Source organism: Myxococcus sp. RHSTA-1-4, from assembly GCF_020037125.1.
Classification (GTDB): Bacteria; Myxococcota; Myxococcia; order Myxococcales; family Myxococcaceae; genus Myxococcus.
The window spans coordinates 20,500-34,932 of record NZ_JAIQDG010000006.1; the positions used below are offsets into that span (position 1 = coordinate 20,500).

At 70.8% G+C, this 14,433-nt stretch carries 10 protein-coding genes; 4 read left to right on the forward strand and 6 right to left on the reverse strand.

Translation table 11 applies throughout. From position 1 onward, the window contains the following. Positions 1 to 17 precede the first annotated feature (17 nt). The 3 genes from K8638_RS10860 to K8638_RS10870 are packed head-to-tail and all read left to right on the forward strand — an operon-like array spanning position 18 to position 3,060. Complete coding sequence (locus K8638_RS10860) at positions 18 to 1,703, forward strand: DUF4091 domain-containing protein (RefSeq protein ID WP_223754393.1); 1,686 nt, start codon at positions 18 to 20, stop codon at positions 1,701 to 1,703. A 19-nt stretch (positions 1,704 to 1,722) separates the two neighbouring features. Next, positions 1,723 to 2,628: a DUF3108 domain-containing protein gene (locus K8638_RS10865; RefSeq protein ID WP_223754394.1), complete on the forward strand. Its 906-nt coding sequence runs from the start codon at positions 1,723 to 1,725 to the stop codon at positions 2,626 to 2,628. A 60-nt stretch (positions 2,629 to 2,688) separates the two neighbouring features. Next, entirely contained in the window at positions 2,689 to 3,060 is a 372-nt protein-coding gene (locus K8638_RS10870; RefSeq protein WP_223754395.1) for a hypothetical protein, read from the forward strand. A 19-nt stretch (positions 3,061 to 3,079) separates the two neighbouring features. Here K8638_RS10870 and K8638_RS10875 read toward each other — a convergent pair whose 3' ends face one another. The 6 genes from K8638_RS10875 to cysS all read right to left on the reverse strand — a co-directional run bounded on the left by K8638_RS10875 (position 3,080) and on the right by cysS (position 13,177). After that, positions 3,080 to 5,047, reverse strand: coding sequence for a hypothetical protein (locus K8638_RS10875; protein ID WP_223754396.1), 1,968 nt, complete (start codon positions 5,045 to 5,047; stop codon positions 3,080 to 3,082). A gap of 67 nt (positions 5,048 to 5,114) precedes the next feature. Next, positions 5,115 to 5,633, reverse strand: a complete 519-nt coding sequence (locus K8638_RS10880) for a DUF507 family protein (protein WP_169349410.1) — start codon at positions 5,631 to 5,633, stop codon at positions 5,115 to 5,117. Positions 5,634 to 5,768: 135 nt separating this feature from the next. Then, the gene (gene uvrC, locus K8638_RS10885; protein ID WP_223754397.1) at positions 5,769 to 7,709 is read right to left on the reverse strand and encodes an excinuclease ABC subunit UvrC; all 1,941 of its coding nucleotides are present in this window, start codon (positions 7,707 to 7,709) and stop codon (positions 5,769 to 5,771) included. Between the two features lie 22 nt (positions 7,710 to 7,731). Then, on the reverse strand, positions 7,732 to 9,858 hold the full coding sequence (gene uvrB / locus K8638_RS10890) for an excinuclease ABC subunit UvrB (RefSeq protein WP_223754398.1): 2,127 nt from the start codon (positions 9,856 to 9,858) through the stop codon (positions 7,732 to 7,734). Between the two features lie 55 nt (positions 9,859 to 9,913). Next, a complete protein-coding gene (locus K8638_RS10895) occupies positions 9,914 to 11,617 on the reverse strand; it encodes a M28 family metallopeptidase (protein ID WP_223754399.1) in 1,704 nt (567 codons plus the stop codon). Positions 11,618 to 11,665: 48 nt separating this feature from the next. Beyond that, entirely contained in the window at positions 11,666 to 13,177 is a 1,512-nt protein-coding gene (gene cysS / locus K8638_RS10900) for a cysteine--tRNA ligase (protein WP_223754400.1), read from the reverse strand. A 124-nt stretch (positions 13,178 to 13,301) separates the two neighbouring features. On the opposite strand from cysS, the gene K8638_RS10905 reads away from it, so the two are divergent. After that, positions 13,302 to 14,354 (forward strand): FHA domain-containing protein, encoded by a 1,053-nt coding sequence (locus tag K8638_RS10905; RefSeq protein WP_223754401.1) that lies wholly within the window; start codon positions 13,302 to 13,304, stop codon positions 14,352 to 14,354. Positions 14,355 to 14,433 lie beyond the last annotated feature (79 nt).

A 14,433-nucleotide genomic window follows, 5' to 3' on the forward strand; every position in this document is an offset into this window, starting at 1 on the left:
GAGAGTGAAGGGGGCGGATGGGAGCGGGATGGGCGTGGGCAGTGGTGGCGGCGATGTCCGCCACCCCGGGGCCTCGGGTGGTGTCGCCCCTGGTGAAAATCCGTCCGGGTGTCGCGGTGGAGGGACGCCGCGAGGCCCGGCTCAGCGTGGCACGAGGCGAGTGCGAGGCCACGCAGGTGGTGCTGCCCGGACACGTGGAGCGCGCGCGGGCGGAGCCGCTGTCCCTGAAGGGCCCCGGGGCCGCGCTGAAGGCCTCGGTGTGGCGCCAGGTCTTCGTGGACGTGAAGACGCCGTCCAACGGAGAGGGCCGCCCGGGCCCCTGGCCGGACGCGCTGGTGCCGGTGGAGGCGCCCGTCGCGAACACGAGCCACCCCGCCGTCCTCTACGTGGAGGTGTGCGCGCCGGAGAAGCAGGCGCCGGGCACCTACCGCGGCGAGCTGAAGGTGAAGGCGGACGGCGCGCGGGGTGTGCCGGTGCCCTTCACGGTGGAGGTCCAACCCTTCGCGCTGCCGGCCACCGCGTCGCTGCCCACCAGCTTCGGCGTGTCGCTGTACAGCATCGCCCGCGGGCACGGGGTGTCACCGGAGTCCCCCGAGGCCCGGGAGCTGCTGCGCGCGTACGGGCGTGCCCTGCTGGAGCACCGGGTGAGCGCGCACGGCATGAGCATGACGCCGCCGCCGGTGCGCTTCGAGGACGGCCGCGCGGTGGTGGACTGGCGCGCGTACGACGCGGAGATGGGGCCCTTCCTCGACGGCGGCCTGCTGCCCTCGGGGGCCCGCTTCACCACCGCCGAGGTGCGCGACAGCCGGCAGGCCTCCACGGACGCGGAGAAGACGGCGTACTACCGCGCCTTCGCCGAGCACTTCCGGCGGAAGGGCTGGCCGGCGCAGCTCTTCTTCTACGCCAAGGACGAGCCGAAGCCGGAGGACGTGCCGCTGGTGCACGCCCAGTCGAAGCGGGTGCGCGCCGCCGGCGGCATCCCCGTGCTCGTCACCAGCCCGCTGGATGACGCGCTGCGCGGCGCGGCGGACATCCTCACCCCCACGCTCAACTGCTTCTACCCGCGCCCCGGGCCCCAGACGTGCCGCAACGTCCTGACGCCGGGCACGCTGCGCGAGCGCCTGCCGAAGCGCGCGAAGGTGTGGTGGTACCAGAGCTGCAACTCCCATGGCTGCAACGGCGGGCCGCCGGAGGACCCGGCCGTGGACGCCGCCTACAGCGGGTGGGCTTCCTACATGGTGGACCACCCCGCCCCGCTCAACCGGGCCATGGGCGTGCTGGCCTTCTCGGCCGGGGTGGACGGCGAGCTCTATTTCGACACCGTCTTCGCCTACAACACGAAGAAGGACCCGTGGGCGGACGTCTTCGAGTTCGGCGGTAACGGCGACGGCACCCTCTTCTACCCGGGCACACCAGCCCGCCTGGGTACGTCCGGCCACCAGCCGGTGGTCAGCCTGCGCCTCAAGCACATCCGCGACGGCCTGGAGGACTACGAGTACCTCCGCCTCCTGACGGAGCTGGGGGATGGCGCCTTCGCCCGGGCGGCCGCGGGCCGGCTGGCCCGCTCGGGTTGGGACATCACCCGGGATGCGGGAGAATGGGAGGCGGTCCGCCAGGAAGTCACGGCCCGGCTCCGGCAGCGGTGGCCGGAATCCGAATATGCGAAGCGCCCGGGCCGTCAGACGCCCAACAGCACCCCGTAGTCCCTGTGGAAGGAAAAGGATGAGCTCCATGCGCACCCTCCTCGCGGCCTGGCTGATGCTGTCCACCGCCACCGCCTGGGCCCAGCTCCCGGACTCGGATGCCGACAAGCCGGATGGCGACAAGCCGGCGGAAACGGAGAAGGACAAGAAGGCGTCACGCCTCAAGGTGGAGCCCTGCGCGCAGGCCCTGCCGGCGCTGCGCACGCCCATGGCCTTCATGCCCGGCGAGGTGCTCGAGTTCGACCTGGACGCCATGGGCGCACAGGCCGGGAAGATGACCATGCGCGTGCACAAGCAGAAGGACGGGCACCTGCCGGTGGAGGTGGAGGCGCAGACCAACTCCTTCTTCTCCAAGGTGCGCCGGGTCCGCGGCAGCGCCACCACGTACCTCCACCCGCGCACGCTGCGCCCCCGGCGCTACGTCGAGGACACCACGGAGAACGAGATGCGCCGCAAGGTGGAGGTCGCCTTCGGCCACAAGGACCGCTCCGTGAAGGTGGACTACCAGATCGGCAAGCGCCCCAAGGGCCAGTACAACTACACCTATGACAAGGACGGCCTGGACGTGGCCGGCTCCATCTACCTGCTCCGCCAGCTCCCGCTGCAGGAGAACATGCAGGTGTGCTTCGACGTGTACGGGGTGCGCCGCCTGTGGCGCATGCAGGGCTCGGTGCTCAAGCGCGAGCAGGTGACCACCCCGCTGGGCCAGTTCAACGCCTGGCACATGACGGGCACCGCGATTCGCCTGGACCGCCCCTCGCAGAAGCGCGAGGTGCACGTGTGGATTTCCGACGACGCCCGCCGCCTGCCCCTGGCCGCCGTGGGCACCCTGGACCTGGGCGCCGTGCGCGCCACCCTCACCTCCGTCTCCCGCCCCGGCGAGAAGCGCCAGGAGGCCAGGGGCGAGGAAGACATGAAGTGGTGAGCGGCCGGACCGCCCGGCCGGAAAATTGACGGGGTGCTACCCACCTGTAGCGTCATGGGCATGCCCCCTCCGGCCCTCGCCCTCGCCGCCCCCGCGCTCCCGCGCCGCGCCGACCCGGTCCGCGTGGCCATGGAGCGGCTCGCCCATTCCCTGCCGGCCCGCGCGGACGCCGCCGTGCTCGTGGACCTGCTCGAGGATGACCTGCGCGAGGGGCTCGACGCGCTCGGTGACGTGGAGGCCCACTTCACCGACCTGCTGGACACGCTGCGCACGGAGAACCTGTCTCCGGTGGCGCTGCTGGAGGCCGGAGAGGACCTGCGCGTCCTCCAGCGCCTGGACTACCTCCACCACGTCATCGTCCAGGTCCGCAAGCGCCTGTCCCAGGCCGCGAGCCTGAGGCACCCGGCGCACGCCGCCACGCGCTCCCGCTGAAGCCGCGCGCCTCCGGGCGTCAGATGGACGGCGGCACCGCCGTGCCTCCGGGTGAGCCCGGCGCCGCCGCCGGAGCCGGGGGAGCCGCCGCGCCCGGTGAAGCAGTGGTGGTGCCCGGACTCACGTTGGCCGGAGCGGGCGCCGCCGGAAGCGGCGTGGCCGGAGCGGCGGTGAGCGGCGCCGGCGAGCCCAGCAGGGGCGGCGCCTGGCCGGCGTTGAGCGGCGCGGGCGAGCCCAGCAGGGCCGGCGGAGGCGTCGACGGGTCGGAGTTGAGCGGCGGCACCGTGGCGATGATGCCCGAGGTGACCTGGGCCTCCCCCTGGAACGACTCGAAGCTGCCGGGCGTCAGCGGCGGCACGAAGAAGGAGCCCGAGAGGGACACCGTGGGAGGCTGCGCGAAGGCGCGCGGCGCCGGCCCGAAGCCCGACGGCGTCCCCGGCGGCACCGTTCCCGGCACGGCCACGCCCTCCTCGGCCAGGGCCGAGCCCGGCGCGGGAGTGCCCGGCACCGTGCCGGAGATGTTCACCGGCGGGTTCGGTGCCCCGGTGACGGGGAACGTGCCGCTCGTCACGTCCGGCGTCACCGGAAGGCCCGGCACCTCCGAGCCCGGCAGCGCCGGCCCCACCGCCGAGCCCGGTGGCGTCACCGCCGCCCCGCCCGCCACGCCGGCCACCGAGGGCTGCCCGGTGCCGGCGAGGGCCCCCGAGCCCTCCGCGGGCGCGGGAGTGGTCGCCGTCACCGGCCCGCCAATCACGCCCGTCTCGCCCGCCGGAAGCGCGGCGCCGGACTCCGCCGTCCCCGGCACCGTGCCAGTCCCCACGCTCACCCCGATGCCAGAGGCCGCCCCGGTGCCCCCTCCGGAGGTAAAGCCCGCCCCGGCCCCGGTGGCGACGCCCATCCCCGTCCCGGTGTCAGCGCCTGTTCCGGTGCCCACGCCAACGCCCGTCGCGGTGCCGTCACCGACGCCGGCGCCACCGCTCCCGCCCGTCCCCTCGCCCCCGATGGTGGCCCCGCCCACCGTCACCACGCCGCCGCCCTCGGTGCCGACGATGTCCCGCCCTCCGCCCGCAACCCCCAGTCCGGTTGCCGCCCCGGGCGTCGTCTCCGGAGCGCCTCCGGGCGCCGCCTCCAGGTCCGTCGCGCCCCCAGCGGTCCCCCCGCCCCCCACGCCCGTTTCGGCGGGGGGCGGCGACGCGAGGGGCGGCGCTCCGAGGATGGCCGTGGGCGGCACCGGCGTCAGCAGGCTCCAGTCCGCGGGCGGGTTCCCGGTGTTCTCCAGGTAGGCCACCGAGGGGACGTCCACGCCGCCCACGGAGATGGCCACGTCCTCGAGCACGAACTGGACGAAGCCCCGAGGCTCCACGCTCACGGGCAGGTTCCACGCCGCCACCACCAGCTCCGAGTCCCCGAAGCGCGCCTGCCGCAGCAACCGGTGCGTGCCGTCATCCGCGTACGCGCCCGCGGCCAGCGCCGCCGCGTGGACGAAGGCCATGTCCGTGAGGAGCTGCCCGTTGCGCCACACGCTGCCCACGCCCCACACCGCCACCGCCGCGTGCGTGCGCGTCATCACCGCCCAGCTCAAGCCACTGTCGCCGTACATCGGCACGTCCAGCAGCACCCCACCCCCAATCGCATGAGGTGGCGGCGGGGGAAGCGGGCCCGAGACAGCCCGCCCCAAGGCCTGCGGAGGTGGAAAGCCGGGCCGGGTCAGCTCGACCCGGTACTCCACCCCGCCCAGGCGGAAGGTGGCGGAGAGCTGGCCCAGGTCTCCGTAGGTGGCGCCCGGCAGGGAGACCCGGTCCTCCACCGACAACGAGGCGCTCCCCGAGCCACTCTCGGCGAGGTCCGTGAAGGGCAGTGGGCCTTGGATGAAGAAGCCGTCCGGCCGCTCGGTCCTCGCGCTGGCCTCCCGGCCCTCGAACGTGAACCCGCCTGGCGACGTGGCCAGCAGACCGGCCAATAGAAGCGTGGTGAAGGGTCCCGCCATCGACGCTGCCTCCTTGTCTTACAAGGTAGGCAGCGGAGCGGGGCGCGGCAGTCCCCTCCCCGAAAGGCTAGATGAGGCCCCGCGCGCGGCGGATCTGCTCGACCGTCTTGTTGTACTCGATGTCGAAGGCGCTGGTGCCCTCCTGCAGGTGCTTCAGGCGGGAGCGGGCCTCCTTGTCGATTTCGTCGTCCACGTCCAGGTGCCGCTTCATCACCGCGAAGAGCTTCTGACGCAGCACGTTGTCGGCGGCGTACACCTCTTCGACGTTGCGGCTGATGAGCAGGAACTCGATCATCTGGTTGATGACGTACTCGATGCCCTCGTCGCCCATCTTGAAGCCGCGGACGTCCGCCATCTCGCGCTTCACCTGGTTGAACTTCGAGTAGTCATATCCGCGACGCTCCAGCGCCTCGCGCGTCGCCTGGTTCACACGCTCTTCGTTGGCAAGGTACTCGCGCATGATGGCCGACAGGTCCATCTCGGCGTCAGCCACGCGCATCGGCTCCACCTCGATGTCCCCGTCCTGCATGAGCTGCTGAATTCCCTCGCGCGAGATGATCGGGATCACCTTCGGATACAGCCTCATGTCGGTCCCTCACCCTCTAGAAACATGCTCGGATCGTCAACCGCTATAAATCAGCGCCGAGCCCAGTCGCAATGAAAAACCCCGGGAACTTCGCGGTTTCAGCGCGCTTCCCCCGCAGTCTGGAGCGGAAATTAATCACGCTGCTCCGGGTGGCGACCCTCCCTGCGATTTTTCGTCCACCGGCTCGCTCGCGTCGTCCAGCGAGGCCTGACGTACGGGGTCCTCCACATCCTCCTCCGGGTGGCCGTGGAGGCCGGCATGGACCCGCTCGGCCACCGCGGGCCCCACCACCTCCGCCAGCTCCTCGATGGTGGCCTCCCCCACCCGCTTGAGCGAACCGAAGTGGCGCAGCAGCATCTTCCGCCGCGCCTCCCCCACCCCGGGAATGTCCTCCAGGGCGGAGCGGACCCGGCTCTTGCGCAGCACCTGCTTCTGGAACGTGATCGCGAAGCGGTGCGCCTCGTCCCGCATGCGCGTCAGCATGAACAGCTCCGCGGAGTTCTGCTGGAGCACGATGGGGTCCTTGCGCCCCACCACGAAGACCCGCTCGGGGCTCCGGGCGCTCTCCGCGTCCCGGTCGAACACCTCCAGATCGCGGCTCTTGGCCAGGCCCACCACGTCCACCTTCTCCACGCCCAGGTCCTTCATGGCCGCGTGCGCGCTGGCGAGCTGCCCCTTGCCGCCGTCGATGACGAGCAGGTCCGGCAGGTCGCCATCCTCCAGCCCGCGCTTCAGCCGGCGCGTCACCACCTCGTACATGCTGGCGAAGTCGTCCTGCTTCTCCAGCGTCTTGATCTTGTACTTGCGGTAGCGCGACTTGTCCGTCTCGCCATCCGTCACCGCCACCTGCGAGGCGACGATGGCCGAGCCCTGGAAGTGGGAGATGTCGAAGCACTCCATGCGGCGCGGGAAGTTGCGCAGGCCCAGCTTCTGCTGGAGGCGGGAGAGCACTCCGTCCGTCTCGTCCTTGGTGCGGCGGCGCTCCAGGAAGGCCTGCTCGGCGTTCTTCACGGCCATCTGCACGAGGTCGTGCTTCTCCCCCCGCTTGGGGACCAGCATGCGCACGCGCTCGCCCCTCCGCTCGGAGAGCAGGACCTCCAGGCCCTCCGTGCCGTCGTCGGGCTCCAGCGGCAGCAGCACCTCCTCCGGCACGAAGCTGCCCTGGTCGTAGTAGAGGTTGACGAACGAGGAGATGAGCTCCGCGTCCGGGAACTCCTGGCTCCCGAAGGGGAAGGCCTGCCCGCCGTTGAGGCGGCCCTGCCGCACCCAGAGGACGTAGAACAGGATGCGGTCTCCCTCGCGGTAGAGGGCGAAGACGTCCTGGTCCTTGAAGTCGGTGGTGGCCACCTTCTGCCGCTCCAGGCTGCGCTCAATCGCCTGGAGCTGATCGCGCACGCGCGCGGCCTCCTCGAACTTCAGCTCCTGTGAGGCGCGCTTCATGCGCAGGCGCAGGCCCTCCACCAGCTCGGTGGCCTTGCCCTCCAGGAACATCGTCACCTCGTCCACGCTGCGGCGGTAGTCCTCGGGGGGTACGGGGTAGACGCACGGCGCGGGGCAGCGGCCAATCTGGTGCAGCAGGCACGGCCGCTTGCGGTTGGCCAGCACGTGGTCCGTGCAGGTGCGCAGGCGGAAGAAGCGGTTGATGATGCGCAGCGTCTCGCGGATGGCGCCCGCGCTGGAGTACGGCCCGAAGTAGCGCGCCCCGTCCTTCTCGTACTTGCGCACCACCTCCAGGCGCGGGTACGCCTGCGTCCTGTCGAGCCTCAAGGAGATGAACTGCTTGTCGTCCTTGAGCAGCACGTTGAAGCGCGGCTTGTGCTTCTTGATGAGCTCGTTCTCGAGGAGGAGCGCCTCCTTCTCGTTGTGGACGAGCACCGTCTCGATGTCGCCCAGGAGCTGGTCCAGCAGCGACACGAAGACGCGCGTGTCCCCGGTGCGCGTGAAGTACGAGCGCACCCGGTTGCGCAGGTTGACGGCCTTGCCCACGTAGATGATCTGCCCGCGGCGGTCCTTCATCAGGTACACGCCGGGCTCGGTGGGCAGCGCGTCCAGCTTCTCCTGGAGCTTCACGTCCATTCGCGCGGTCCCCTCCTACCGGCTACCGGCGCCCGCGGGCCCGCGACGTGCGGCCCCCCGCGCCAGCCCGTCCCCGGCCCTTCCCACGCCCGCGCGCCGGCTCCTCCTCCGCCTTCTTCGCGGGGGACTTCAGCAGCGAGCGGGACGCCGGCTTGAGCCCCAGGTCCATGTCCTTGAGGAGCTGCACCCGGTCCCGGTACTCGGCGGCCTTCTCGAACTGCATCTCGTCCGCGGCGGCGAGCATGTCCTTGGTGAACTCCTCGATGAGCCGCTTGATCTCCTTGGGCTGGAGGACGTCGTCCTCGCCCTCGGCGGCCATGGGCAGGGCGCCCGCGTCCTCCGCGTCGTAGGCGGCGTGCTCGGACAGGTCGGTGATGTTGCTCTTGACGGAGCGCGGGGTGATGCCGTGCTCCTGGTTGTACTTCTTCTGGATTTCGCGGCGGCGCGCCGTCTCGTCCAGCGCCTTCTTCATGGAGTCGGTGAGGGTGTCCGCGTACATGATGACGCGGCCGTTCAGGTTGCGCGCGGCGCGGCCGATGGTCTGGATGAGGGACACGTGGCTGCGCAGGAAGCCCTCCTTGTCCGCGTCGAGGATGGCCACCAGCGACACCTCGGGGATGTCCAGGCCCTCGCGCAGGAGGTTGATGCCCACCAGCACGTCGAACTCACCCTTGCGCAGGTCGCGGATGATGGCGGTGCGCTCAATCGCGTCGATGTCCGAGTGCAGGTAGCGCACGCGCACGCCCACGTCTGCGAAGTACTCGGTGAGGTCCTCCGCCATGCGCTTGGTGAGCGTCGTCACCAGGACGCGCTCTTTGCGGGCCACGCGCAGACGCACCTCCTCCAGCAGGTCGTCCACCTGGTTGCCCACGGGGCGCGTCTCCACCTCCGGGTCCGTCAGGCCGGTGGGGCGGATGATCTGCTCCACCACCACGCCGTGGGACTTCTGCAGCTCGTACTCGGACGGCGTCGCGGAGACGAAGAGCGCCTGGGGCACCAGCTCCTCGAACTCACCGAACTTGAGCGGGCGGTTGTCCAGCGCGCTGGGCAGGCGGAAGCCGAAGTTGACCAGCGTCTCCTTGCGCGCGCGGTCGCCCCGGTACATGGCGCCAATCTGCGGCACCGTCTGGTGGCTCTCGTCGATGAGGACCATCAGGTTGCGCGGGAAGTAGTCGATGAGGCACGGGGGCGGCTCCCCCGGGGCGCGGCCGGAGAAGTGGCGCGAGTAGTTCTCGATGCCGCTGCAGTACCCCACCTGTTCGATCATCTCGAGGTCGAACATGGTGCGCTGCTCCAGCCGCTGCGCCTCCAGCAGCTTGCCATCGCGCTTGAAGGTCTGGAGCTGCTCGGACAGCTCGTCGCGGATGGTCTGCAACGCACGCCTGCGCACGTCCTCTCCGGCCACGTAGTGGCTGGCCGGGAAGATGACGATCTTGTCCAGCGTGCCAATCGTCACGCCGCGCAGCGGGTCGAACTCGGTGATTTTCTCCACCTCGTCGCCGAAGAAGGAGACGCGCACGGCGCGCTCCTCCTCGTAGGCGGGGAAGACCTCGACGGTGTCGCCGCGCGCGCGGAAGGTGCCGCGGTGGAAGTCCAGATCGTTGCGCTCGTACTGAGCCGCCACCAGCTGGCGCATGAACGTGTCGCGGTCCAGCTCCCCGCCCACGTCCGCGCGCACCGCCAGGTCCACGTAGCTGCGGGCCGCGCCCAGGCCGTAGATGCAGGACACGCTGGCGACGATGATGACGTCGTCCCGGGTGCGCAGCGAGTGGGTGGCCGAGTGGCGCATCCGCTCGATGTTGTCGTTGATGGACGAGTCCTTCTCGATGAAGGTGTCCGTCGACGGGACGTAGGCCTCGGGCTGGTAGTAGTCGTAGTACGAGACGAAGTACTCGACGGCGTTGTTCGGGAAGAGCGCCTTGAACTCGCCGTAGAGCTGGGCGGCCAGCGTCTTGTTGTGGGCGATGACCAGCGAGGGCCGCTTCACGTTGGCGATGACGTTCGCCATGGTGAACGTCTTGCCGGACCCCGTGACGCCCAGGAGCGTCTGGTAGCGGTCACCCCGCAGCACGCCCTCCGTGAGCTCTCCGATGGCCCTCGGCTGGTCGCCCTCGGGCTTGTGGTCGCTGACGATCTGGAACTCGGGCATATCCGTGAGGTTTAACACTCCACGGACGAGAAGGCCGCCGGTTCGTGCCTGCTCGCTACTTCGAAGCGCCCTCGGAAGTCCGGGGCATCTTCGGGGCCTTGAGCGCCTCCAGGGCCCTCAGGCGGGCGGACTCGAACTCATCCCCCCGGTTCCAGCGGGGCAGCTCCGGGGCGCGTGAGATGTGGGCGCCCAGGAGGAAGAAGAGGCGCACGTCCTCCACCGCCCCGGAGAAGTCCCACTCGGGACGCAGCTCGTCCGAGGGCTGGTGGTAGTGCTTCGCCTCCCACGCCTCGCGCTGCTGCTTGCCCCAGCCCTCCGGCCGCCCCACGAAGTCCATGCCGCTGCCGAAGTAGGCGGCGGGGATGCCCTGCTTCGCGAAGTTGAACTGGTCCGAGCGGTAGAAGAAGCCCCGGTCGGAGAGCTGGTCCGCCTTCACCACCCGGCCCTGCGTCTTCGCCAGGCCGATGATGAGCGCGTCCAGGTTGGACTTGCCCAGGCCGATGACGGTGAGGTCCCGGGTGCGGCCGTGGATGTTGGCGCCGTCGATGTTGATGTTGGCGGCGACGCGGCCGTGAGGCACCGGCGGGTGCTCGGAGAGGTACTGGGAGCCCAGCAGGCCCTGCTCCTCCGCGGCCACGGCGGCGAAGAGGATGGAGCGGCGCGGGGGCTGGGGCAGCGCGCGGAAGGCCTTCGCCGCCGCGAGCATCGCCGCCACGCCGGCCGCGTTGTCCAGCGCGCCGTTGTAGATGGTGTCCTCGCCCGGCTTGCCGCCCTCCTTCTTCCCCAGGTGGTCATGGTGCGCGCTGTAGAGCACCACCTCCTGGGACAGCTTCGGGTCGCTTCCGGGCAGCATCGCCAGCACGTTGGCGGTGGGCCGGCGGCGCACCTCGCTGGGGAAGCGCGTGGACACCCTCACCCCGAGCGGCACCGGCTGGAAGTCCCGCTTCTGGGCGGCGGCCCGCAGCGCGTCCAGGTCCTTCCCCGCGAGCTGGAGCACGCGGCGCGTGGCGGCCTCCGTGGTCCACGCCTTCACCTGCACGCGCGGGCCCTCCTCGCTGGCCGGCAGCTCGAACTGCTCGCCCGACCACGACGTCTGCACCACCTGCCACGGGTAGCCCGCGCTGGGCGTGGTGTGGAGGATGATGGCGCCGGCCGCGCCCACCTTCGCCGCCTGCTCGTACTTGTAATCCCAGCGGCCGTACCAGAGCCGCGTGCGGCCCGCGAAGAGCTGGGGGTCGTCCTCGGGGTCGTTGTTGAGGATGAGCAGCGTCTTGCCACGCAGGTCCATCCCCTTGAAGTCGTCCCACTGGTACTCGGGCGCCTGGATGCCGTAGCCCACGAAGACCAGCTCGGACTCCTCCAGCTTCGCCTCGGGCGCCTGCACGCCGGACACGGCGATGAAGTCCTCGTGGAACTTCAGCTCCGCCGTGCCGCCCGGCGCGCGGAACGTCATCTGCTGGGGATTGCTGGTGATGCCCACCAGGTCGAACCGCTGGAAGTACGAGCCGTCCTCGGCGGCGGGCTTCAGCCCGAGCGCCTCGAACTGCGAGGCGATGTAGGCCTGGGCCAGGGCGTCCCCGCGAGTGCCGGGGCCACGGCCCTCCAGCAAATCACTCGCGAGGAAGCGCACGTGCGCGCGCAGCACGTCCGGCACGATGTCCCTGGCGGCGGACTGCTCCGCGGGGGTGACGAGCGGCGCGCGCTGCGCGAGCGCGGTCAGGGAGCACAGGGCGAGGAGCAGGGCCGGCAGGCGCTTCATGATGCCCGGAGCCCTAACACGAAGCTCCGGGCCCATGCAGCAGCCGCCTCAGCCCTGCGCCGGGGCCACCTTCCACGTCGTGCCGGCAGGCGTGTCCATGATTTCCACGCCCTTCTCCTTGAGCGTCCCGCGCACGCGGTCCGCCGCGGCGAAGTCCTTCGCGGCACGGGCGGCCGCCCGCTCACCAATCAGGCGCTCCACCTCCGCCACGTCGATGCCCCGCTCACGCACGGCCCGCTCTCGGCGGCGCAAGAGCCACTGGCCGGCGTCATCCTCGAAGAGGCCGAGGATGCCGGAGGCCTTGCGCACGTCCTCGCGCAGCGCCTGCAGCGTGCGGCCCACCAGCGCCTTGTCCTTCACCGGGGGCTTGTCCGCCAGCTCGTTCATCAGCACGAAGAGGCCGGACAGCGCGCCCAGGCCACCCGCGGTGTTGAAGTCGTCGTCCATGGCGGCCTCGAACTCGGTGAAGAAGCGGTGCGGCTCGCCATGCACCGGCCCCTTGCCGAAGTCCTTGCCCGCCACGCGCTCGTCCACCTTGCGCAGCGTCTCGTAGAAGTACTCCATGCGCGCTTCCGCGTCCGCCAGCCCCTTGTCGGTGAAGCTGAGCGGGTGGCGGTAGTGCGTGGAGAGGAAGAAGAAGCGCAGGGCCTCCGGGTCCACCTTCGCGAGCGCGTCGCGCAGGCGCACCACGTTGCCCAGCGACTTGGACATCTTCGCGCCTTCCAGGTCCAGGAAGCCGCAGTGCATCCAGTACTTCGCGAGCCGCTTGCCGCTGGCCGACTCGCTCTGGGCAATCTCGTTTTCGTGGTGCGGGAAGATGAGGTCCAGCGCGCCGCCGTGGATGTCGAACGACTCGCCCAGGTACTTCGCGCTCATGGCCGAGCACTCGATGTGCCAGCCCGGCCGCCCGGGCCCCCAGGGGCTGTCCCAGGCGGGCTCCCCCGGCTTGGCCGCCTTCCAGAGCGCGAAGTCCAGCGGCTCGCGCTTCTGCTCGCCCGGCTGCACGCGCTCGCCGACGGACAGGTCCTCCAGGTTGCGCTTGGACAGCTTCGCGTAGTCCGGGTCGCTCTTCACCGAGAAGTACACGTCGCCCTGGGACGCGTACGCGTGTCCCCTGTCCACCAGCTTCTGGATGATGCCGATGATTTCGGGGATGTGGTCGCTCACCTTGGGCGACACGTCCGGCTCCAGCAGGTGAAGCGCCCGCGCGTCCTCGCGGAAGATCTCCACGTAGCGGGCCGCCAGGGCCACCGGCGCCTCGCCCGTCTCGGCCGCGGCCTTGATGATTTTGTCGTCCACGTCCGTGTAGTTGCGGACGTACGTCACCTTCAGCCCCCGGTGGCGCAGGTACCGGACCACCACGTCGAACGAGGTGAAGGTACGGGCATTGCCAATGTGAATGTAGCTATAGGTCGTGGGACCACACACATAGACACCCACCTCGCCGGGCACGGCGGGCTCCAGCAGCTCCTTCTGCATGGTCATCGTGTTGAAGAGCCGGATGGATTGCGGGGTCACGTGCGACGATCCTCCTGTGTCCGTGGTCGTGGGTGTGGCCATCACTCTAGGATCCAGGTCCCCACACAGGCCAGCATTCGCCCGGGGATTCGAGGGGGATGGTGGACTTCGGACGCGAGGGAACAACGCCCCTCCCCGCCGCCCTCCAATCAGGGAGAATGGCCACATGGCTCCACCGAATCCCAAGCGCCCGCCCCGCCCTCCCCGCCCGCCGGGCACGCAGGCGCCGAAGGACTCCGATGTGGAGTTGGAGCTTCCTTTCGATGATGACGAGGTAGCCCCCCTCCGGGCTGACGACCCGCGCCCGCAGCGCGTGCCGCAGTACCCGGCGGGCTCGCGCCGGAGCCGGCGGCAGGGCACGGAGCGCGGCAGCCATGACCGCGAGCTGGCCGCGCGGTTCGACCTGGGCCGCGAGTACTCGGACCCGGGCTATGCGCCTGCCTTCCTGTACGTCGAGCGGGGACCGGGTACGGGCCAGCTCGTCCCCGTGAAGCAGGGGCCGCTGGTGATGGGGCGCTCGTCCTCGTCCGACCTGCGGCTGCAGCACCCGTCCATCAGCCGCCGCCACGCGCAGCTCACCCGGCGCGGAGACAACTTCTTCCTGAAGGACCTGAGCAGCCAGAACGGCACCTTCCTCAATCGGAACCGCGTCACCTCCGAGGTGGTGGTGATGCCCGGCGACGAGATTTCCATGGGCAACGCGCTGCTGCGCCTGCGCGGCCCCGGAAGCACACCAGCCGTGGGTGCCCCCTCGGTGACGGCCACCATTGCCACGGGCCGGCGGTGGACGGGCACGGACACCTTGAGGGTGGCGCTCATCGCGGCGGCCGTGGGCTCCGCGGTGGCGGCCCTGCTCACCCTCATCGCGGTGAGCCTGCCGGAGGGGGACGAGGCCGCGTCCACGCCGCCGGCGCCCCAGCCGGGCCCCTCGGCGCCGCTCATGCGGATGGCTCCCGAGCAGGACGCGCCAGCGGCCCCGGGCCCGGCGGAGGCTTCCGACGGCACGCCGGAGGCACAGACGGCAGCGGCGCCGGATGCCGAGCCTCCCGCAGCCGGAGCCGAGACCTCCGCGAGCCCGGTGACGGCTCCCACCTCGCCCGAACAATCCCAGGTCGCCGAGCCCGGACCCCGGACCGAAGCCACGCGGCAAGCGGAGCCCGGCCCCAGCGCGGCGGATGTGGCACGCGGCAAGGTCGCGCCTTCTTCGCGCAGGCGCTGATGCGCCGGCGCATTCAGGACGCGGATGCGCTCCGCCGGGGAGCCCTCTCGCCCAGGCGGTAGCAGGAACGGAACCGAGG